The organism is Fructobacillus sp. CRL 2054, assembly GCF_028764065.1.
GTDB lineage: Bacteria > Bacillota > Bacilli > Lactobacillales > Lactobacillaceae > Fructobacillus.
The window spans coordinates 18773-40158 of sequence record NZ_JACOFN010000012.1; the positions used below are offsets into that span (position 1 = coordinate 18773).

Genomic DNA, 21386 nt, shown 5'->3' on the forward strand with positions numbered 1-21386 from the left:
AAGGCCAAAAGGCCAAGGACGATAGTAAAAAAGCTCCCGAAAACTTCGAGAACTTGGATTTGTTTTAATTGATTACGAAAGGATAGGGAATTGCTCACATGGCAGACCGCATTACCGAGCTTTCATTAGAAGCCGTCATGGGCGAACGCTTCGGACGCTATTCGAAGTACATTATTCAAGAGCGAGCCCTTCCTGATATTCGTGATGGACTCAAGCCTGTTCAGCGTCGTATTTTGTACGCGATGGACCAGGATTCAAACACTTATGACCACCCATACCGTAAGTCTGCCAAGGCTGTCGGTAACATCATGGGTAACTTTCACCCCCACGGTGATTCTTCAATTTACGACGCGATGGTGCGACTCTCTCAGAGTTGGAAAGTCCGTGAACCATTGATCGATATGAACGGAAACAACGGTTCGGTCGATAACGATCCGGCCGCTGCGATGCGTTATACCGAATCACGTTTGTCGAAGATTACCGGTGAAATCCTCCGTGACCTGGCGCAGGACACGGTGGAAATGGTTTTGAACTTCGATGATACGACCTACGAACCAACGGTTGTACCATCCCGTATTCCAAACCTTTTCGTGAACGGGGCGACGGGGATATCTGCCGGTTATGCCACGGATATTCCCCCACATAACCTAAAAGAAATTAACGACGCCTTGATTTACCTCTTGGACCACCCTGGTGCAAGTCTGGATAAGTTGATGGAGTTCGTGAAGGGCCCTGATTTTCCAACTGGTGGCATTATTCAGGGACTGGACGGCATCAAGCAGGCCTATGAAACCGGCCGTGGCCGTGTCGTGGTTCGTTCAAAGACCGAAGTGACACCACTTAAGGGTGGAAAGCAGAAGATTGAAATCACTGAGATTCCTTATGAAGTGGTGAAGTCAAACTTGGTTGCCAAGATTGACGGTATTCGCTTGAACAAGGAAGTGGCTGGAATTTCTGAAGTCCGTGATGAATCGGACCGAGAGGGGATGTCGATTGTCATTGAATTGACTAAGGATACTTCAGCTGATGGAATCCTGACCTACCTCTTTAAGAAGACGGATTTGCAGGTTTCTTACAACTTCAACATGGTGGCCATTCACGACCAACGTCCTGTTTTGGTGACTTTGCAAAACGGTTTGAACGCTTTCTTAGACTTCCGTAAGGAAGTGGTCTTGAAGCGTTCAGCCTATGACTTGAAGAAGGCCCAGGCCCGTCAGCACATCGTTGAAGGGTTAATCCGGATGCTCTCCATCTTGGACCAGGTTGTTCAGACGATTCGCTCATCAAAGAACCGTAAGGATGCCACTCAGAACTTGATGGACCAGTATGACTTCACTAAGGCCCAGGCGGAAGCCATCGTGACCTTGCAGTTGTACCGTTTGACCAACACCGATGTGACGCAGTTGCAAGACGAGCACGATGCTTTGGCAAAGAAGATTGCCGAGCTTGAAAAGATTTTGAACGAAACGGCTGCTTTGCACAACGTGATTCGCAAGGAATTGCGTGATGTTTCCAAGGAATACGCCACGGACCGAATGACGGTGATTGAGGACAAAATTGAATCCTTGGTCATTGATACAGCCGTGACGGTTCCTGATGAAAACGTTCGTTTGTTACTTTCACAAAACGGTTACGTCAAGCGTTCATCACTTCGTTCATTCAAGGCATCTGCTGATGAAAACGGCTTGGCCGAAGATGATCCAATCATCTTGAACGAAACGGTTAACACAACTGAGCACCTTCTGGCCTTTACGAACATGGGAAACTTGATTTACCGTCCGGTATACGAGATTGCCGACTTCAAGTGGAAGGAACCAGGGGAGCACTTCTCGCAAACTTTGAGTAACTGGAGCCCAGACGAGACCATCTTGTCGGCCATGGTGATTAAGAACCCTGAAAGCGAAAAGACTTTGCTAATGGCCTCAAACGACGGCTACATTAAGCAGTCAGTTTTGAAGGATTTGATACCAAAGTCCTACAAGAAGAAGTCCGCGACCGTGATGAAGCTGAAGACGGACGAGTCACGAATGGTAACGGTTGCGCCAGTTGCTGAAAACCAAGAAATCATGACGATTTCTGAATCTGGTTTGGCCTTGCGCTTTGCCGCTGATGAGGTACCCGTTGTGGGGGCTCGTACGGCAGGTGTGAAGGCGATGAAGCTGGTTGATGACGACCAAATCATCACGGCGCTCGTGCTGGATGACAAGTTGGCCTACTTGGCTTTGGTAACCAACCAGGGAACCTTCAAGTATTCCCGCTTGGATGAGATTTCTGAATCCCACCGAGCAAACAAGGGAATGCAAATCTTGTCACCGCGTAAGACGGTGCACTACGCTGTTGCTGCGGCGACGGCCATTCCTGCTGACCAAGGAGCTTTGCGAATTGAAACCGACCGCTTGAAGACTTTTGACATTCAGTTACAAGATCACGGTCTATCAAACCGCACGGCCAACGGCTCGGCACTGTTGAATCCATCGTCTGATGGACAGGCGAAGTCAATTAAGGCCTTGAATTTAGAAGAAGACTAGAAAAAGTCTAGTCCTTCTTGATACAATAGGGATGAATTGGAAGCGGGTAACCGCAATTGAGGAGAAATTAATCATGGCAAAGATTCAAGTTTTTGGACACAAGAGTCCTGATATGGATACAGTTGCTTCTGCAATGGGAGCTGCGGACTTGTTGGCACAACAAGGTTTGGATACTGAAGCGGTTGCGCAAGGTAAGCCAAACGCCGAAACACAGTTCGCATTGGATTACTTCAAGTTGGAAGCTTTACCAGTTATTGAGAAGGCAACGACTGAAGAAGTTGTTTTGGTTGACCACAACGAGGCCGCACAGTCAGTTGATAACTTGGCTGATGTAACGGTTTACGGTATCTACGACCACCACAAGTTCAACTTCCAGAACGCAACGCCTTTGTATATCACTGCAAAGCCTTGGGGTTCTGTTTCAACCATCTTGTACTACGAATACAAGCAAGCTGGTTTGACAATTCCTGCTAAGATTGCTGGAATGTTGGCTTCTGGTTTGATTTCAGACACTTTGTTGTTGAAGAGCCCAACCACTACTGACGTTGACCGTGAAGCTTTGCCTGAATTGGCTAAGATTGCTGGCATCGATGATATCGAAGCCTACGGTTTGGCAATGTTGAAGGCCGGAACTGATCTTTCTAAGAAGTCTGATGAAGACTTGTTGGAAGGGGATGCTAAGTCCTTTACAATGGGTGGTCACGACTTCCGTATCGGTCAAGTTAACACCGTTGACATTGATGACGTTTTGAAGCGTCAAGCCGATTTGGAAAAGGCCATGAAGGCTTCTGGATACGAGAACTTCTTGTTGGTTATCACTGACATCTTGAACTCAAATTCAAAGGCTATTTACCTTGGCGATGTGGCAGCAGCCGTTGAAAACGCCTTCGACAAGAACCTTGTTGATAACGTTATCGACCTTCCTGGTGTCGTATCACGTAAGAAGCAAGTGGTTCCTCCATTGGAATCACAATTCTAAGTTGTACATTGGGTAAAACTTTTTTAAGAAAAGTTAAAGAGACCCCTTTACAGTCTAGAAACAAGCATGTATAATACTATTTTGTATTGACAAGCAAATAAATTTTTATCAAAAATTCTAAAAACTGAGGAGCTAGGACTATGCGTATTCATGTCGTATTAGGCAATGATGAAACTGGAGAGCGTATTTACTTGACGTCAAAGAACCGTCGTAACACGCCTGACCGTTTGGAGTTGAAGAAGTACTCACCAAAACTTCGTAAAGTTGTAACGTTTAAGGAGATCAAGTAATGGCTAAGAAATCAAAGATTGCAAAGGCAAAGCAACGTGAAGCAATGGTTGCCAAGTACGCTGACAAGCGTGCTGCTTTGAAGGCTGCTGGTGACTACATCGGTTTGGCAAAGTTGCCAAAGGATTCATCACCTGTACGTGTACACAACCGTGACCGTATCGATGGCCGTCCTCACGGATACATGCGTGAATTCGGAATGTCACGTTTGAACTTCCGCCAATTAGCACACAAGGGTCAGATTCCTGGTGTCCGCAAGGCTTCTTGGTAAACTAAATTAAAACCACAGCCTTGCTGCTGTGGTTTTTTCTTTACCTCCTTGCTTTTCGGCCGTAAATCAACTATTATAGAGGTAAGTTAATTTACAGTCGTAAATGAGCGGGTCGAGAACATTTGACCGGCTCATTTTTTATGGCAAGAAATAGGAAGGGAGCGATAAATGGTGCAAGCAAAGAACCAAGCCCTTGTCGATATCGTTCAACCAATCATTGATGAACAGGGACTCCTCTTATGGGACCTGTCAATCAAGAAAATTGGTGGACAAAAGACAGTTGAGCTCTTAGTTGATCTGCCTAACCATGAGAACATCTCCATGGCGCAGATTACTGAATTTACACAGGCGGTTAACGAGGCCCTTGATACGGCTGAAGTTGATCCAGTTCCTGGTGAATACATGCTAGATATTGCCTCTCCAGGTATGGACCGGGCATTGAATGAACCTTGGCATTTTGCCTGGGCAAAGGAGGCGGGTGATCCAATCACCATCGCACTCTTTGCCGCAAAGGATGGCCAAAAGAAGTGGACTGGTGATATTAACCAGCTCGATGATTCGAAGTTGACTTTGACAGTTGATGGGGAAGACAAGACTTTTACCTTCGACGAAATTGCCAAAGCCGTTGTCTCTGTCCAGTTTTAATAGTTAACAGTGGAGTATGCACATGAGTAAAGAACTAGTACAAGCATTAGACGCCTTGGAAGCAGAACGTGGCATTGATCGCGACGTCGTTGTTGAAGCTTTGGAAAACGCCTTGAAGGCTGCTTACAAGAAGCAATACAATGCGAACCAAAACGTCGAAGCAACATTTGACGACAAGAAGGGCAAGATGACTATCAAGCAGGTGAAGACCGTTGTGCTTGATGAAGATCTCTTGGACCCTGATACAGAAATCTCCTTGACGGATGCCTTGGCAATTAACAAGGCTTACGAACCTGGTGACGAAATCCGCTTTGACGTTACACCAAAGGACTTTGGCCGTATGGCAGCGCAAGCCGCTAAGCAGGTGATCGTTCAAAAGATGCGTGAAGCAACTCGTCAGGCCGTTTATAACCGTTACAAGGATTATGAAGGCGAAATTATTACCGGTGAAGTTGAACGTCAAGACAACCGTTTCTTGTACGTAATGTTGCCAGGTAAGCAAGAAGCCGTCATGACTGCTGGCGACCAAATGCCAAATGAAACCTACCGTATGCGTGACCGTATCAAGGTTTTGGTATCAAAGGTTGATGATTCCTTGAAGGGACCACAAATCTTTGTATCACGTACGGCGCCTGACTTGGTTAAGCGTTTGTTTGAACAAGAAGTGCCTGAAGTATACGATGGAACGGTAGAAATCGTTTCTGTTGCCCGTGAAGCCGGTGATCGTTCAAAGATTGCCGTTTACACGCACGATTCTGACTTGGACCCAGTTGGTGCCCTTGTTGGTCAGCGTGGTGCCCGTGTTCAGGCCGTTGTGACTGAATTGGGTGGCGAGCACATGGATATCGTTGAATGGGTAGAAGACGAAGCACAGTACATTGCGAACGCTTTGAATCCTGCTGAAGTAACGGATGTTATCTTCGACCCTGAAAACGACCAAGCCGTAACGGTTATCGTTCCAGATGACCAATTGTCATTGGCAATCGGTAAGAAGGGACAAAACGCCCGTTTGGCTGCTCGTTTGACAGGCGTTAAGATTGACATCAAGCCTGAATCAGAAGCCAACGATTTGGCTGTATCAATGGATGAAGCATCAGATGATTCTTTTGATAATGCAGCTGATGAAGCCGCTGATACAGATGTTGACGATAGCGTAGACGCTATGGTCGCAGATGATAACGAAGAAAATCCTGAAATCTAATTTCTTGGAGGTGCCTCATGAAGACACGGAAAATTCCGATGCGAAAAGACATTGTCACTGGTGAGATGGTGGCAAAGAAAGACCTTGTCCGGGTCGTTAAGAATAAGGAAGGCGAAGTCTTCTTGGATCCAACTGGTAAAAAGAACGGCCGTGGCGCTTACATTTCCTTAGACCGTGAAGTGGCTAAGGAAGCGCAAGCAAAGCACGTCTTTGAAAAAGCTTTCTCGCAGGTAATTGATCCAAAATTCTACGAGGAACTTTACGAATACGTTGATCATCAGCAAGCCCGAAAAGAGCTTTTTGAAAATGAACAAGACTAAGGAAATGATTCAGGTCTTGGGTCTTGCCCGACGCGCAAATAAGCTCGTCTTAGGGTCAGGGCCGACTTTAAAAGCGATTCAAAACCAGACTGCCCGTGTCGTCTTTTTTCCAAAAGACGGCGGTGCCAGTCAACATAAGAAATTTTCGGACAAAAGTCAGTTCTACCAAGTTACCTTTATCGATGACTTGACCAGGGATGAAATTAGCCAATCAATCGGTTTAAACCGGTCGGTTCTCGCCATTTCTGACGCTGGCTTTGCTAAAAAAATTAAACAATTACTTGAAGAAAAGGAGCGGAATTAATGGCAGAAGAAAAGAAATTCTCTGGCTCAAACCGAAAGACCCGCAAGATGGCAGTGCCAGAACGTAAGGAGTTACCAGCTTCACAACGTCGTCACGCTGCTAAGTTAGCGGATGGAGCGGCTAAGCCTGCATCACCAGCTCGTCCACGTCCAAAGTCAAATGGACCACGTAAGGAACAGGGTGGTCAAGGCCGTCCTCAAAACGGTGGTCATAATGGCGGACGCCCAGGACAATCTGGTTCACGTCGTCCAAACAACCGTTCAAACAACAGCACTGGTCGTCCAATGATTCGTGAAAAGAAGTCATGGTCAACTAAGCCACGTGAAGGTCAAATTAACTATTCTGCAAAGAAGGATGATTCTTTGAAGGAATACGTTGCAGAGAACAAGCGTGCCAAGGAAGCGGCTGCTAAGAAGGCGGCCAAGCCTGCAGCAAAGAAGCCAGCTGCTAAGCCAGCGGCCGCTGCAACGGCGGCCAAGCCAGCTGCTGATGGCAAGGGTCGCTTCGGCGGTTCATTGGCCTCAGGTGGTAACTCACAACGTAACAACACGCGTAAGCGTAATACAAACGGTACTGGTCAACAAACACCACGCCGTAACGACAAGCCACACGGTTCAAAGAAAGCCCGTCGTATTGCTGCAAAGCAAGCTCCTAAGAAGCAACCAACTGTTCGTAAGGAACAGCCATTGCCAGAAGTATTGGAGTATAAGGTTGGCATGAACGTGCAGGACCTTTCAAAGCTCTTGCACCGTGACACTGCTGAAATTATCAAGAAGCTCTTCTTGCTTGGAATTGTGACGAACCAAAACCAGTCATTGGATGAAGATACTATCGAAATCCTTGCGGCTGATTACGGTATCGAGGCTAAGCAGAAGGAAGAAGAAGATTTGGCCGACATCGACCGTTTCTTCGACGATGCTGCGGTTAACGAAGAAAACTTGGAGCCACGCGCACCAGTTGTTACCATCATGGGACACGTTGACCACGGTAAGACAACTTTGTTGGATTACTTGCGTAAGACAAACGTTACTGCTGGCGAAGCCGGTGGTATCACGCAGCACATCGGTGCCTACCAAGCTCGCTTGGATGGCCGTTTGATTACCTTCTTGGATACACCTGGTCACGCGGCCTTTACTGAAATGCGTGCCCGTGGTGCTAACATCACCGACATCACTGTTTTGGTTGTTGCCGCTGATGATGGTGTTCAACCACAGACAATCGAAGCGATTAACCACGCCAAGGCTGCTGGAACACCAATTATCGTTGCCGTTAACAAGATTGATAAGGAAGGGGCTAACCCTGACCAAGTTATCAACCAATTGATGGCTTACGACCTTGTTCCTGAAGAATACGGTGGTTCAACAATCTTCGTTAAGATTTCTGCCAAGATGGGACAAAACGTTGATCAATTGCTTGAAATGATCTTGCTTGAAGCCGACGTTTTGGAATTGAAGGCAGACCCAACGGTTCCTGCCCGTGGTTCAGTTATCGAAGCTCGTTTGGATAAGGGACGTGGTCCTGTTTCAACTGTTTTGGTTCAACAAGGAACTTTGCATGTTGGAGACCCTGTCGTTGTTGGAAACACTTATGGTCGTATCCGTACAATGCAGAACGAAAACGGACAAGACATCAAGGAAGCCAAGCCAGCCACACCTGTTCAAATTACTGGTTTGAACGAAGTGCCTTCAGCTGGTGACCGTTTCGTTGTCATGGCCGATGAAAAGTCAGCCCGTGCAGCTGGTGAAGAACGTGCAAAGCGTGCTCGTGAAGAAGTACGTAACTCATCTTCAGTCGTTACACTGGATACACTCTTTAACACAATGGCTGAAAAGGCAATGAAGTCTGTTCCAGTTGTTGTGAAGGCCGATGTTCAAGGTTCTGTTGAAGCCTTGGTTGGTTCATTGAAGAAGATTGAAGTTGATGGCGTTAAGGTTGACGTTGTTCACGCCGCTGTTGGTGCCATTAACGAATCAGACGTTTCACTTGCTGAAGCATCTGGTGCCTTGATTATTGGATTTAACGTGCGTCCTACGCCATTTGCCAAGAACCAAGCGGCAGCTGACAAGATTGACATGCGCTTCTACTCAGTTATCTATGATGCCATTGATGACGTGACGGCAGCCATGAAGGGTAAGCTTGAACCAGTTTACGAAGAAAAGGTTATCGGTGAAATCGTCGTTAAGGAATTGTTCAAGTTCTCTAAGGTTGGAACCATTGCCGGTGCCACTGTTGAAGAAGGTAAGATTACCAAGGACTCTAAGGTCCGCATCGTTCGTGATGGAACGGTTGTCTTCGACGGCGAATTGGCTTCATTGCAGCGTGGTAAGGATGCCGTTAACGAAGTGAAGTTCGGTTACGACTTTGGATTCACTGTTAACAAGTTTAACGACATCAAGCCAGGTGATCATGTTGAAGCTTACATCATGGAAGAAGTAAAGCCTAAGTAAGCTTTTAGAATTGGAGGCAGATATGGCAAATCCACAACGTGCTGGGCGTTTAGCTCAGGAAATTCAAAAAGACATTTCCGATTTGATCTTGAAGCGAGTAAATGATCCTCGTGTCCAAGATGTCACGATTACGTCTGTTGATGTTTCGGGTGACCTGCAAATCGCCACCATTTACTACTCAATCCTTTCAGACTACGCGTCTGACCGGAAGAAGGCTCAAGCTGGATTGGAAGCAGCGTCTGGATTAATCCGTCGCGAGCTTGGTTCACGTTTGACCGTTTATAAGATTCCTGAATTACACTTCGTATTGGACCAATCAATCCAATATGGTGACCACATCGAATCATTGATTCGTGAATTGCACCAAAAAGAAGGTAAGTAAGAATCACTAAGAAAGAAGTTGACAATCCGTTGACTTCTTTTTTATTTGATATAAATGAATTTTATTCACGTTAAAAGGTAATAGTTTCATCTTTTTCACCTAGGAATTGAAAAGAAGAAGGGGTAGACTATCAGTAATGAATAAGAAGTAGTAAGAAAGGAATGCCAGCCATGACACAGCCCTTGAACCAATTGGTGACGGAATTAGAACCTGATCGTATTTTGACTTTTCAAAAGTCCATCAGCAAGTTCGACAACTTAGTTTATTTGACCTTTGGAGAGCCTGGTTTCGCGACACCAGACGCCGTGAAGCAGGCAACGATTGCAGCCATTGAGGCCGACCGTTCCCATTACGGAAACTCACAGGGTGAGCTGGCATTACGTGAAGCAGCGCGTGACTACTTGGCGGACCGCTATGGTTTGGACTATCCAAGTGTTAATAATTTGATTATGACGGCCGGGGTAACGGAGGCCATTCAATCGGTGTTCAAGACTTTGATTACACCGGGCGATGGCTTGCTGATTCCTGACCCTGCCTATGGTTCTTACTTTGCTGCTTTGTCTTTGGCAGGTGGCGTTGCTTTGCCAGTCAACACGGCGAAGACGGGCTTTAAGTTGACGGTTGAAGGCGTGGAAGAGGTCATTAAAGAGGCGGTTGTACCTGTTAAAGCCGTGCTTTTTAATTACCCAAACAATCCAACCGGGGTAACCTATAGCTTGGCTGAGTTGAAAGAACTGGCCGAGTGCTTTGAAAAGCACGACCTTTGGGTGATTTCAGACGAAATCTATGCGGAGTTAACTTATCAGGGGGAGCACCATTCGATGGGTAAGCTCTTACCTGACCGGACGATTGTGGTGAACGGTTTGTCTAAGTCGCACGCGATGACTGGTTACCGCTTGGGATTAATTGCCGGGCCAGAATGGTTGATTAACGAGATTCAGAAGGTGCACGGTTCTTCCGTCTTCTCACTTCCTACCTTTGTGCAGGATGGCGCTGCGGCAGCCTTTCGAATTCCACGGACCTCCTTGGACTATATGAAAGAGGGTTACCAGGAACGGCGTGATTACGCTGCGGCTAAACTGGAGCAGATGGGCTTTGATCTCGTCAGCCCAGAAGGGGCCTTCTACCTCTATGCAAAGTTGCCTGACAAGGTGCAGGAAGATTCTGACGTCTTTGCTTACCACCTGGCAGAAGAGGGTGGCGTGGCCTTGATTCCCGGAACGGCTTTCTCAATGTTTGATGAAGCCAAGCGCTACATCCGAATTTCCTATGCAGCCGATATGGAACGCTTACAATTAGGTTTGGATAAATTAAAAGTCTATCTAGACGAAAAATATTAGATATATAAATGAGTAAACATTTAAGCGTTTGCTCATTTTTCTTTCATAAAACCTATGAATTAGGCGAAATTTAAGTTAAAATAGAAGCAACGTTTAAACAGATGAAAAGAAAGAAGTGATTCAATGACTAACAAAATTCCAGCATTAAATCCTGAAGTAACGGGCGTCGCAGCCGATAAGATTTTAGGTTTCCAAGAAAGCATTTTGGGTGTTAAGGACTTGCTCTTTTTGACTTTTGGAGAACCTGGCTTTGATACGCCTGAGGCCGTTAAGAAGGCCACCATTGCCGGTGTGGAAGCCAACCACTCCCACTACGGTAACTCACAGGGTGACCCTGAGTTGCGTCAGGCAGTCCTTGACTACATGAAGGACCGTTACAACTTGCAGTACGACTCTATTGATGAAGTGATTGTGACGTCCGGTGTGACGGAAGCCATCTTTGCCATCTTTAAGACTTTGCTCTCACAGGGGGACGGCATCTTGATTCCTGACCCTGCCTTTGGCTCTTACTTCTCATCAATTGAGATGACTGGTGGCAAGGCCATTGCGGTTGATACCTCAAAAACTGCCTTCAAGTTGACGCCTGAATTGCTTGAAGAAGCCATTGCAGCAGCAACAGTGCCAGTGAAGGCCGTGCTCTTCAACTACCCAAGCAACCCAACCGGTGTTACTTACACGAAGGAAGAGTTGGAAGCCTTGGCCAAGGCCTTTGAAAAGGCTGGCGTTTGGGTCATTTCAGATGAAATTTACTCAGAGTTGACCTATGGTCGTGAGCACGTTTCCATTGGCGCTTTGATTCCAGACCGTGCGATTGTCGTGAACGGTTTGTCAAAGTCACACGCTATGACCGGCTACCGTGTTGGATTTGTGCTAGCGCCAAAGGCTGTGGCAGCCGAAATTCAAAAGGTGCACGCAACCTTGGTTTACTCCATCCCAACCTTTGTTTACGACGCTGCATTGGCCGCTTTGAAAATGCCAAAGTCAGACATTCAGCCAATGATTGATATTTATCAGAAGCGTCGTGACATGGCGGTGAAGGTACTCCGTGACTTGGACTTTGACGTCTTGTCACCAGACGGTGCCTTCTATATCTTCGCCAAGTTGCCAGACGACATCGAAGAAGACGGCTGGACTTTTGCAGAAAAGTTAGCCAAGGAAGGAAAAGTCGGGGTCATTCCTGGGGAAGCCTTCTCGAAGTTTGACGGAGCCAAGCGCTACGTTCGAATCTCATACGCAGGGGACACTGACCAACTAGAAGAAGGTTTGTCACGCTTGCAAGCTTACATTGAAAAGGTTCGTGAAAACCGATAAAATAAAAGCCGACGATTTCACTTTGAATGACCGGCTTTTTTGATTGAATGGAGAATGATATGGCAAAGCAAGCAAGTACGTTAACTGGTTTACTTGTGGTAAATAAGCCCAAAGAAATGACTTCTTTTGGCGTGGTTGCTCGTCTGCGCCGCATTTCGGGGCAGAAAAAAATTGGACACGCAGGAACACTGGATCCAAACGTGGATGGGGTTCTCGTTGTGGCCTTAGGTAAGGCAACTAAGTTAATTGATTTACTGCAAACCCGTCCAAAGACCTACAAGGGAACGGTTACTTTTGGCTATGCGACTGAGAGTCAGGATGCAGATGGGGAAGTGGTGGAGAAGAAGCCACTGACCGAAGGACTGGATGAAGAAAAGTTGAAGGCTGCCTTCCAAGCGCTAGAGGGCGACATCATCCAGATTCCACCCATTTATTCAGCTGTTAAAGTCAACGGTCGTCGTTTGTATGAGTACGCCCGCGCTGGCCAAGAGGTTGAGCTGCCTAAACGTGAAGCAACGATTTACGACTTTAAGCCAACTTCCGATTTACGTTGGGAAGAGGGACAGCCTTACCAGTCGATTGATTTCGAAGCCCGGGTGTCGAAGGGAACCTACATTCGGACATTGGCCTATGACCTGGGGAAGTCTCTCGGATTGCCTGCTACCATGACTTCTTTGACCCGTACGGTAGGTTCTGGCTTCTCCATTGACCAGGCGGTGGACTTGGATAAGTTAATGGAAATGTCTGAGGAAGAGTTGGCAAAAGAGCTCTTACCAATCGCCGATGTTTTGGATTACGAGCGAAAAGATCTAACGGATGAAGAATATTTTGCCGTTTCACACGGTCAAAAAATTTCAAAGTGGCCAAAGAATGAGAGCGGTTATTACCAACTGTATTATGACCAGAAGCTGATTGCGGTTTACTTCTATTCGGATGAGGATGAACTCTGGCGTTCTCGTTACCAATTTTAAAAAGATATAATACGAAAATACTGACGCTAGCTATGAAAATAGCTATCTTTTTTATTTATTTTAAGTAAATTCAGATAATTGAAATACTGCCAGAAAGGATTATAATTTCACTTGTGACGATACAAACAATGAATTTAATTTGAGGAGAGGAAAATGAGCTTTGAAAAGCGCGTTTCAAGGGAAAGAGTAGTACGGAAGCAGTTGCGAAAGGTCAAGAAAAATTGGGTGGTGGCTTCGGCGACGACCCTGGCCTTTCTTTTTGCCGGGCAGGCCTTATCTGGACAATCGCTGTCTGCTTCGGATAATCAGCCGGATAAGCAATTGGTACAGGCGGATGGTGCTGGCAAGACTCAGCCAACGGTGGGCTATTCCAACGATGGCTTAAATGTTGATGACAATGACAAAACAACCTATAGTTACTCGAATCCAGGAAACGCGAATAAAAGTGTTTTCCTCGTTGGGATGAACCAGAATATCAAGGTGAATGTTGACGGAAAACTCTACAAGACTTTTTCGGCCCGTGCGGCCTTAACTCGCTACTCCAAAGTTGATGAAAACGGTCATCGTAATTGGTACTTTGATAAAGTCGATGTGAATGGCTCTCAGCCGGGTATTACCTTCGGACCAAATGCCAAGTACATCGCAACAACTGATCAGTCAGTGCGCTTCTTCTTTAGTCCCTTAAACTTTACTGCTGATCAAAAGGTGACTTATCCTGATAGTTATTCACTGCCTGAATTAAAGACCAATCAACTGGATTTTGTCTCCTTGTCTCAGACAGAGAATGGTCAAAACATTGCCGATTATGTACAGACGACTGAAAACGGCCTCTTTGGTTTTATGAATAAGAATTCTTATGCGGATAAGGAAGCCGTTGGTCAGCCATACCGAATGGCCATCGGAAGCAACCAAGATTATTCCGTTTTGAAGCACGGTGAAAACACTGTTGATATCACTTTGAATTTGAAGTCAAAGACTCATGTGGTCACGACTCAGAAAAAAGTAACGCGGACGATTCACTTCCGGGATGCAAATGGGCAGAAAATTGCGGGTATGTCCGACGTTAACTGGCCAGTGACTTTGAACATCTCACAGACGGTGAGCGACTTTGACGGGTCAGCAATTGGGACGCCAACGGTCACGGTGGCGCCTGGTTCAGCTAATCAAGCCTGGTCGGTCTATCAACCAGCGCAAAGTACGGATGACTACCGGTTAAAGAACGTCTTGGATAGTAAGGGGCAGGTTGTATCAGGTAATCAGCTTCCCGCGGTGAATGACTTCGATATTCATTCAGATAACCAAGAATACACGGCGGTTTATGAGGACCGGGTGGGGATGGTATCAGCGTCTGATGATTTACCAAAGTTGATAAAGGAACAGCTACAAAAGTCGATGACTCGTACTGTTCATTTCCAGTCGGCCGATGAGGAACACAAGCAGCTATTGCCGGATAAAAGCGAGACTGTCTCCATGGTTGGAACGGCCCTCTACGACTACCACACAAAGCAGCTGGTTCATCCTGACCAGATTACTTGGAAGCTAGCGGATGGATCAGCTCAAAGCTGGTCGGATATTAACTTAGATAAAAAGATTCAAAACAAGGGTGATGCCTACGTCAATCCGGTGGTTCATTCTGGTTCCTTGCAGGGCCGGACTTTTGCACCCACAGACCCAGCCGTAAACGAAGAAGTTATCGTTTACTATGACTCGCAGGCGAAGATTGATGGGCAAAAGAAAGAGGCCAAGAGTGGTCTCGAACAGTATGCACAGAAGACGATTGATTCAATTCAAAAGGATGACTCGCTGTCAACAGCTGAGAAGGCAAAGCAAAAGGACGCCGTCAATGGGGTACTCGGAGAGCTAGAGGATAAGCTTGCTGATTTGAATACATCCGAAGCCATTGATCAGGCAGTAAACGAAGGAAAAGCTGCTCTTGATAAGGAACACCAGCCGGGTGAAAAGATCGCGGATCAGAAGAAGGATGCGGCAAAGGCATTGGACGAGGCTGCCAAACAGGTTATCGATGAAATTCAGCAAGATCAGAACTTGTCACAGGATGAGAAAGCTAAACAAGTTGATGCTGTGAAGAAAGCCTTGCAAAAGCTCGAAGAAGACCTCACCGGCTTAAAGACGGCCGATGAGATTAATCAGGCCATTGACCAAGCTAAGAAAACATTAGCTGACCAGTATCAGCCTGCGTCAGATGATGGTAAGAAAGGTCATGATGCCGACAATGACCAGCCGGGAAACAAGGATGGTGATGACCAACCTGGCACTGATGGAAATGGTCAGCCAGATGCCAACGGAAAAAAACCGGACGGTACGGATTCCAATAAGGACGGTCAAGCTGGCAATGGGGATGACAAGAAGTAGCCAGCTCAGCCAGCAAAGAAAGATAGAGATCGTGCAGATAGTTCTCAGAAAAAGGAAAGATTTAACCAAGACGGAACGAAGTCGATTCAGTCAGGCTTACCAGAAACTGGCTTGAATAAGAAAGTTGATTTGAAGGAGACGGTGCTAGCTGTGATTACTTGGACAGCGATGGCAGCAGCGACGGTTTATACTATTTTTAAGAAGAACCAAAAGTAAGTTTTCATCATCAGAATGGCAGAAGGGCAGTTTCATTAAGTTGAAACTGCCTTTTTTATTCATAAAAACGTTATAATTAAAAATATGACAGAACTATATAAGATTCACTATCCTTTGGATAACAATACCTATAAAGCCACGGACCAGGTTTTGGTCATGGGTTATTTTGATGGCGTGCATAAGGGCCATCAGGCCGTGATTCGGGCGGCTAAGGAAAGGGCCGACGAATTAGGTTTACCTTTGGCTGTTTTAACTTATACGCCATACCCGGGCGTGGTTTTTGAAAAGCAAAGCCTACCTTGGCATGATTTGACACCATTGGACGAGAAGGTGGCCTTGTTGGGGAAATTAGGCGTGGACCGCGTCTACTGCTTGAATTTGACCTCGAGACTGTCTGCACTTGAACCAGAGAACTTTGTTGAGCAAGTGCTACTGCCTTTGCAGGCCAAAGTGGTGGCTGCCGGTTATGACCATCTCTACGGACGCCCTGCGGATAAGGCCAACATGGCGCATTTGTCAGGATACGCCCAGGGACGCTTCGAAGTTTTGACTGTTGGTAAGAAGACGCTTGCTGGGGATGAAACTGCTGAAAAAGTCGCCTCCCGGGACATCCGGGCAGCACTGGCGGATGGTGACTTGGACTTTGCTAATGCTAGCTTAGGGCGTGCCCATCGGACAACGGGGATTGTGGTTCATGGGGATGCTCGCGGACGGACGCTTGGTTTTCCAACGATTAACGTTTGGACGCCGGAGCTGGAAACACTGCCAGCACTGGGAATCTACGTGGTGCGCGTTCAAATTGCTGGTCAGACGGTGCAGGGGATGGCCTCGATTGGCCGAAACGTGACTTTTGAAGCCAACCGGCCGGTCACGGTTGAGATTAACCTACTGGATTTTAACCAGGCTGTTTATGGTGAACCCGTGAAAGTCGATTGGTTGCAGTACCTGCGTGGGGAAGTGGCCTTTGATTCAGTGGACGATTTAGTGGCGCAATTAGAACGTGATCGAGAAGATACAAGAGAATATTTCAAGAAAAACTAGTCGGAAGGCTGGTTTTTTATTTTGTATAAAAGCTTTGATAGCAGGCTTTAAGGTGAGATTTTAATCTTCATTTAGCACTCTTTCAAAAAGACTGCTAAAAAAGGGTTGCATTCTATACAAGCTTGCGTATAATAAGAATTAGCAGTTGAGGTAATCGAGTGCTAAACAAAGAAAGGTCGGGTGCTTTGGTGTTAACGGAAAGACAAAAGCGGATTCTAGCCGCCATCATTTACCAGTACACACAAACCGCCCACGCCGTTGGGTCGAAGACTTTACACGACGAGTTAAACTTAGATGTTTCGCCGGCGACAATTCGTAATGAAATGTCTAGCCTGGAAGCAGCTGATTTGATTAAGAAGTTACATACTTCGGCTGGTCGTGTTCCTTCACTTGAAGGTTACCGTTACTACTTAGACCATCTAATGGGAAAAGCTGGTGTTTCTGACCAGGAAATCCAAATGGTGGCCAAGCAGATTCGGGGTAACTTCCACGAGTTGGATGAGTTACTAGATCAAACCGCGAAGTTATTGGCAAAGGAAACCGGGTTAACAGCCTTGGTGCTAAAACCTAAGCCAATTAACTTGAAAATTTCATCCTTTCAGTTAATTCCGATGGAGAACCGGCAAGTGATTGCTGTTCTTGCAACATCGGATGGAAAGGTGACATCGCAGACTTTCCGCTTACCAAAGGAATTACCTTTGGATTCGCTATCAGGCATGGTGGCTTACATCAACGCGCAGATGGTTGGACGACCTGTTCACGAAGTTCTCTCACTGATGACTTCCGAACAGTTGCCAGTCTTACTATCCCGCAAGATTGAAAGTCCCGCTGCTTTCCTTCAGTTGTTTGGCGACGTCTTAGCCCGGTCGGTTTCTGAAACCGTTCACCTGGGCGGTCGCTTCAACCTCTTGGAAGTGGCTGACGATGCCTACATGGATGTTAAATCAGCTCGTAAGATTCTAGAGCTCTTTGATTCACCTGATGCTGTCAGGCATTTGGCGAAAGCCAAGCCGGGTCAGGTAAACATCCGATTGGGCGAGGAATTACACACGCCGGTCTTAAACGACTTTGCCATGTTGTCAACGGCCTTCACGGTTGGACAGGATGACAGTGGTGTGATTGCTCTAGTTGGTCCAATGCGATTACCTTACGCCGAACTGTCGCGTTTGCTTTCAGCATTCGCTTCGGCCTTGGATTCAAAACTCATCGAATACGATAGATAAAAGGAGGCTCTTGTGGCCAAGAAGAATCAAGAAGATAAAGTCGAAGAACAAGAAATCCAAGAGGAAGAAAAGGCCCAGGATTTCGCTGGTGAAAACCCAGAAGCTAAGCCAGAGGAAAAGGCAGAAGAAAAAGAAGCCGACCCAATGGCTGAGTTGAAGCAGCAATTGTCCGAGAAGGATGACGCACTCTTACGTGCACAGGCTGAGATTCAAAACATCCAGACTCGTAACGCCCGTGAGATGGCCAACATCCGCAAGTATGACGGCCAAAAGTTGGCCGAAGCCATCTTGCCAGTTGTCGATAACTTGGAACGCGCTTTGGCTGTGGATGCGGAGGGTGACGAAAAAGTCGCTCAAATCCACAAGGGTGTTCAAATTACTTTGAAGACCTTGAAGTCAGCATTGACTGCCAACGGTATTCAAGAAGTTGGTCAAGTTGGCGACGACTTTGACCCACAAACGATGCAGGGTGTCCAAACGGTTCCTGCTGAAGGTGAGTTGAAGGCAGATCAAGTAGCAGCGGTTCTCCAAAAGGGTTACATGCTACAAGATCGTGTTATCCGCCCTGCAATGGTTGCGGTTGCACAGTAAGATAACTTACATACATGGTGAATCAACGTTCAACGTACCACACCGAAAAAAGCTAAAAATTGTTTATTAAGGAAAAAGGAGTATCGAATATGTCAAAGATTATTGGTATTGATTTAGGAACAACGAACTCTGCTGTTGCTGTTTTGGAAGGTGGTAAGCCAAAGATTATCACCAACCCTGACGGTGGACGGACAACACCATCTGTTGTCTCATTTAAGAACGGGGAAACCCAAGTTGGTGACGTGGCAAAGCGCCAAGCCATCACAAACCCTGACACGATTTCATCAATCAAGTCACACATGGGTGAAGCTGGATACAAGGTTAAGGTTGACGGCAAGGAATACACACCACAAGAAATCTCAGCCATGATCTTGCAGTACATCAAGGGCTATGCTGAAGATTACTTGGGTGAAAAAGTCGACCAAGCGGTTATCACAGTTCCTGCTTACTTCAACGATGCACAACGTCAAGCCACTAAGGATGCTGGTAAGATTGCCGGTTTGAAGGTTGAACGTATCATCAACGAACCAACGGCCGCTGCTTTGGCCTATGGTTTGGACAAATTGGACAAGGATGAAAAGATTCTTGTTTACGATTTGGGTGGTGGAACATTTGATGTTTCTATCCTTGAATTGGGTGACGGTGTCTTCGAAGTTTTGTCAACAAACGGTGACACTCACCTTGGTGGTGATGACTTTGACCAAAAGATTATCGACTACTTGGCTGATGAATTCAAGAAGGAAAACGGCATTGATTTGAAGCAAGACAAGTTGGCCTTGCAACGTTTGAAGGATGCTGCCGAAGCTGCTAAGAAGACTTTGTCATCAGCTTCAGAAGCACAAATCGATTTGCCATTTATCGCTTCTGGTGACCAAGGCCCATTGCACTTGCAAATGTCATTGTCACGTGCAAAGTTCAACGAATTGACTGCTGACTTGGTTAAGAAGGCTGAACAACCTGTATTGAACGCCTTGAAGGATGCTGGATTGTCATTCTCTGACATCGATGAAGTTATCCTTAACGGTGGATCAACTCGTATCCCAGCCGTTCAAGAATCAGTTAAGAAGTTGACTGGTAAGGAACCTAACCACTCAATCAACCCTGATGAAGCCGTTGCTTTGGGTGCCGCTGTTCAAGGTGGAGTTATCACTGGTGATGTGAAGGACGTTGTTCTTTTGGATGTTACGCCATTGTCACTTGGTATCGAAACCATGGGTGGTGTCTTCACGAAGTTGATTGACCGTAACACGACGATTCCTACGTCAAAGTCACAGGTCTTCTCAACTGCTGCTGATAACCAACCAGCCGTTGATATCCACGTCTTACAAGGTGAGCGTTCAATGGCTGCCGACAACAAGACATTGGGTCGCTTCCAATTGGCAGACATTCCTGCTGCTCCACGTGGTGTCCCACAAATCGAAGTTACCTTCGATATTGACCGTAACGGTATCGTAAACGTTTCAGCTAAGGACCTTGGTACTCAGAAGGAACAAAAGATTACCATTCAAGCTGCCGGTGGATTGTCTGACGAAGAAATCGAAAAGATGATGAACGACGCCAAGGCAAACGAAGAAGCCGACAACAAGAAGAAGGAAGCAGTTGAAACTCGTAACAACGCGGATCAATTGATTTTCCAGACTGAAAAGACTTTGGAAGAAGTTGGTGACAAGTTGTCTGAAGAAGACACAAAGCCAACCAAGGATGCTTTGGAAGCCTTGAAGAAGGCCAAGGAAGATGCAGCTGCTGAAGATGCTGATTTGACTGACTTGAAGGAAAAGTCAGACGCCTTGTCAAAGGTTGCCCAAGAATTGGCTGCAAAGCTTTACCAACAAGCACAAGCTGCTCAAGGTGCTGCTCAAGGTCAAGCAAAGGATGACAACACTGTCGACGGTGACTTCGAAGAAGTTAACGATGACGACAAGAAGAAGTAATTTCAACCTGAAATAACTTTTTATATCAAAACAGGCTAGGGAAACCTAGCCTGTTGTACATACTATGAATTAAAGGAGCTGAGCTTGTGAATAATACGGAATTTTATGATCGACTTGGTGTTTCAAAGGACGCCAGTCAGGACGAAATCAAGAAGGCCTACCGAAAGTTATCCAAAAAGTATCACCCCGATTTGAACCATGAACCAGGGGCTGAGGATAAGTATAAGGAAGTCCAGGAAGCCTGGGAAACACTTGGTGACCCTAAGAAGCGTCAGCAGTACGACCAATTTGGTGCCGCTGGTGCTAACGGCCAAGGCGGATTTGGTGGCTTTGGTGGCGCACAAGGTGGCTTCGGAGGAGACTTCTCCGACCTTGGCGATATCTTCTCACAGATGTTCGGTGGTGGCTTCCAGCAGGATCCGAACGCCCCTCGTCAAGGACGTGACTTACAGTACCGCATGCAGTTGACTTTTGAAGAAGCCATCTTCGGTACTGAAAAGCACGTGAAGTACACGCGTTCACAAAGCGACCACAAGCAAACTGAAGTCAAGGTGAAGGTGCCTGCTGGTGTTGAAACTGGTCAGCAAATGCGTTTGGCTGGTCAAGGTGAAGACGGTGTTAACGGTGGGCCACGTGGTGACCTTTTCGTTGTCTTTACTGTTGGTGCTTCAACGAACGGCTTCGAGCGTGATGGTGCGGATATCTATGTTCAACAGGACATTGATTTCGTAACTGCCACATTGGGTGCTGAAATTCCTGTGAAGACGGTTCACGGTGACGTGAAGTTGAAGATTCCAGCTGGAACTCAAAACGGCCGTCGCTTCCGTTTGGCAGGCAAGGGTGCACCACGCTTGCGCGGTGCCGGATTTGGTAACGAGTACGTCATCGTTAACGTTGTCGTACCAACCAAGTTGAATAAGGAGCAGAAGGCTGCCATGGAAGAATTCGCCAAGGCATCTGGAAAACCAGCCGGTAAAAAGGGTATTTTTAAGTAATTAATGTATTAAAAAAAGCGTTCGAGTTT

Annotated in this window: 19 protein-coding genes; all 19 read left to right on the forward strand. The window is 46.5% G+C overall.

All coding sequences use genetic code 11. The annotated features are described in order from the left end of the window. Window positions 1-98 precede the first annotated feature (98 nt). Window positions 99-2528 (forward strand): DNA topoisomerase IV subunit A, encoded by a 2430-nt coding sequence (parC, locus tag H7198_RS05775; protein ID WP_274458819.1) that lies wholly within the window; start codon window positions 99-101, stop codon window positions 2526-2528. A gap of 73 nt (window positions 2529-2601) precedes the next feature. Beyond that, window positions 2602-3507 carry a manganese-dependent inorganic pyrophosphatase gene (locus tag H7198_RS05780; RefSeq protein ID WP_274458820.1) on the forward strand — a complete coding sequence of 302 codons (906 nt, stop codon included), beginning with the start codon at window positions 2602-2604 and terminating at the stop codon, window positions 3505-3507. Window positions 3508-3647: 140 nt separating this feature from the next. After that, window positions 3648-3797: a 50S ribosomal protein L33 gene (gene rpmG, locus H7198_RS05785; protein WP_002815032.1), complete on the forward strand. Its 150-nt coding sequence runs from the start codon at window positions 3648-3650 to the stop codon at window positions 3795-3797. Next, window positions 3797-4066 (forward strand): 30S ribosomal protein S14, encoded by a 270-nt coding sequence (gene rpsN, locus H7198_RS05790; protein WP_274458821.1) that lies wholly within the window; start codon window positions 3797-3799, stop codon window positions 4064-4066. The genes rpmG and rpsN overlap by 1 nt, the downstream gene beginning before the upstream one ends. Before the next feature lie 168 nt (window positions 4067-4234). Then, entirely contained in the window at window positions 4235-4711 is a 477-nt protein-coding gene (gene rimP, locus H7198_RS05795; protein WP_274458822.1) for a ribosome maturation factor RimP, read from the forward strand. A gap of 22 nt (window positions 4712-4733) precedes the next feature. Further along, a complete protein-coding gene (nusA, locus tag H7198_RS05800) occupies window positions 4734-5912 on the forward strand; it encodes a transcription termination factor NusA (protein WP_274458823.1) in 1179 nt (392 codons plus the stop codon). A 17-nt stretch (window positions 5913-5929) separates the two neighbouring features. Beyond that, window positions 5930-6232 carry an RNase P modulator RnpM gene (gene rnpM, locus H7198_RS05805; RefSeq protein ID WP_274458824.1) on the forward strand — a complete coding sequence of 101 codons (303 nt, stop codon included), beginning with the start codon at window positions 5930-5932 and terminating at the stop codon, window positions 6230-6232. Beyond that, the gene (locus H7198_RS05810; protein ID WP_091501856.1) at window positions 6219-6536 is read left to right on the forward strand and encodes a L7Ae/L30e/S12e/Gadd45 family ribosomal protein; all 318 of its coding nucleotides are present in this window, start codon (window positions 6219-6221) and stop codon (window positions 6534-6536) included. The genes rnpM and H7198_RS05810 overlap by 14 nt, the downstream gene beginning before the upstream one ends. Further along, complete coding sequence (gene infB / locus H7198_RS05815) at window positions 6536-8983, forward strand: translation initiation factor IF-2 (RefSeq protein WP_274458825.1); 2448 nt, start codon at window positions 6536-6538, stop codon at window positions 8981-8983. Before H7198_RS05810 ends, infB begins: the two co-directional genes overlap by 1 nt. Before the next feature lie 22 nt (window positions 8984-9005). After that, entirely contained in the window at window positions 9006-9365 is a 360-nt protein-coding gene (gene rbfA, locus H7198_RS05820; protein ID WP_091501852.1) for a 30S ribosome-binding factor RbfA, read from the forward strand. Between the two features lie 161 nt (window positions 9366-9526). Continuing rightward, the gene (locus tag H7198_RS05825) at window positions 9527-10705 is read left to right on the forward strand and encodes an aminotransferase class I/II-fold pyridoxal phosphate-dependent enzyme (RefSeq protein ID WP_274458826.1); all 1179 of its coding nucleotides are present in this window, start codon (window positions 9527-9529) and stop codon (window positions 10703-10705) included. Window positions 10706-10828: 123 nt separating this feature from the next. Continuing rightward, window positions 10829-12016 carry an aminotransferase class I/II-fold pyridoxal phosphate-dependent enzyme gene (locus H7198_RS05830; protein ID WP_274458827.1) on the forward strand — a complete coding sequence of 396 codons (1188 nt, stop codon included), beginning with the start codon at window positions 10829-10831 and terminating at the stop codon, window positions 12014-12016. 59 nt (window positions 12017-12075) lie between these two features. Next, complete coding sequence (gene truB, locus H7198_RS05835; protein WP_274458828.1) at window positions 12076-12987, forward strand: tRNA pseudouridine(55) synthase TruB; 912 nt, start codon at window positions 12076-12078, stop codon at window positions 12985-12987. Between the two features lie 153 nt (window positions 12988-13140). Further along, complete coding sequence (locus H7198_RS05840) at window positions 13141-15360, forward strand: KxYKxGKxW signal peptide domain-containing protein (RefSeq protein ID WP_274458829.1); 2220 nt, start codon at window positions 13141-13143, stop codon at window positions 15358-15360. A gap of 300 nt (window positions 15361-15660) precedes the next feature. After that, window positions 15661-16617, forward strand: coding sequence for a riboflavin biosynthesis protein RibF (gene ribF / locus H7198_RS05845; RefSeq protein WP_274458830.1), 957 nt, complete (start codon window positions 15661-15663; stop codon window positions 16615-16617). 188 nt (window positions 16618-16805) lie between these two features. Further along, the gene (gene hrcA, locus H7198_RS05850) at window positions 16806-17840 is read left to right on the forward strand and encodes a heat-inducible transcriptional repressor HrcA (RefSeq protein WP_091501843.1); all 1035 of its coding nucleotides are present in this window, start codon (window positions 16806-16808) and stop codon (window positions 17838-17840) included. Between the two features lie 12 nt (window positions 17841-17852). Further along, the gene (grpE, locus tag H7198_RS05855; protein WP_274458831.1) at window positions 17853-18431 is read left to right on the forward strand and encodes a nucleotide exchange factor GrpE; all 579 of its coding nucleotides are present in this window, start codon (window positions 17853-17855) and stop codon (window positions 18429-18431) included. Window positions 18432-18520: 89 nt separating this feature from the next. Further along, window positions 18521-20362 (forward strand): molecular chaperone DnaK, encoded by a 1842-nt coding sequence (dnaK, locus tag H7198_RS05860; RefSeq protein WP_274458832.1) that lies wholly within the window; start codon window positions 18521-18523, stop codon window positions 20360-20362. A gap of 86 nt (window positions 20363-20448) precedes the next feature. Further along, window positions 20449-21357: a DnaJ C-terminal domain-containing protein gene (locus H7198_RS05865; RefSeq protein WP_274458833.1), complete on the forward strand. Its 909-nt coding sequence runs from the start codon at window positions 20449-20451 to the stop codon at window positions 21355-21357. Window positions 21358-21386: the final 29 nt, after the last annotated feature.

Coding starts and splice junctions, on each gene's coding strand:
- parC (WP_274458819.1), top strand. CDS start 99: ATGGCAGACCGCATTACCGAGCTTTCATTAGAAGCCGTCATGGGCGAA.
- H7198_RS05780 (WP_274458820.1), top strand. CDS start 2,602: ATGGCAAAGATTCAAGTTTTTGGACACAAGAGTCCTGATATGGATACA.
- rpmG (WP_002815032.1), top strand. CDS start 3,648: ATGCGTATTCATGTCGTATTAGGCAATGATGAAACTGGAGAGCGTATT.
- rpsN (WP_274458821.1), top strand. CDS start 3,797: ATGGCTAAGAAATCAAAGATTGCAAAGGCAAAGCAACGTGAAGCAATG.
- rimP (WP_274458822.1), top strand. CDS start 4,235: ATGGTGCAAGCAAAGAACCAAGCCCTTGTCGATATCGTTCAACCAATC.
- nusA (WP_274458823.1), top strand. CDS start 4,734: ATGAGTAAAGAACTAGTACAAGCATTAGACGCCTTGGAAGCAGAACGT.
- rnpM (WP_274458824.1), top strand. CDS start 5,930: ATGAAGACACGGAAAATTCCGATGCGAAAAGACATTGTCACTGGTGAG.
- H7198_RS05810 (WP_091501856.1), top strand. CDS start 6,219: ATGAACAAGACTAAGGAAATGATTCAGGTCTTGGGTCTTGCCCGACGC.
- infB (WP_274458825.1), top strand. CDS start 6,536: ATGGCAGAAGAAAAGAAATTCTCTGGCTCAAACCGAAAGACCCGCAAG.
- rbfA (WP_091501852.1), top strand. CDS start 9,006: ATGGCAAATCCACAACGTGCTGGGCGTTTAGCTCAGGAAATTCAAAAA.
- H7198_RS05825 (WP_274458826.1), top strand. CDS start 9,527: ATGCCAGCCATGACACAGCCCTTGAACCAATTGGTGACGGAATTAGAA.
- H7198_RS05830 (WP_274458827.1), top strand. CDS start 10,829: ATGACTAACAAAATTCCAGCATTAAATCCTGAAGTAACGGGCGTCGCA.
- truB (WP_274458828.1), top strand. CDS start 12,076: ATGGCAAAGCAAGCAAGTACGTTAACTGGTTTACTTGTGGTAAATAAG.
- H7198_RS05840 (WP_274458829.1), top strand. CDS start 13,141: ATGAGCTTTGAAAAGCGCGTTTCAAGGGAAAGAGTAGTACGGAAGCAG.
- ribF (WP_274458830.1), top strand. CDS start 15,661: ATGACAGAACTATATAAGATTCACTATCCTTTGGATAACAATACCTAT.
- dnaK (WP_274458832.1), top strand. CDS start 18,521: ATGTCAAAGATTATTGGTATTGATTTAGGAACAACGAACTCTGCTGTT.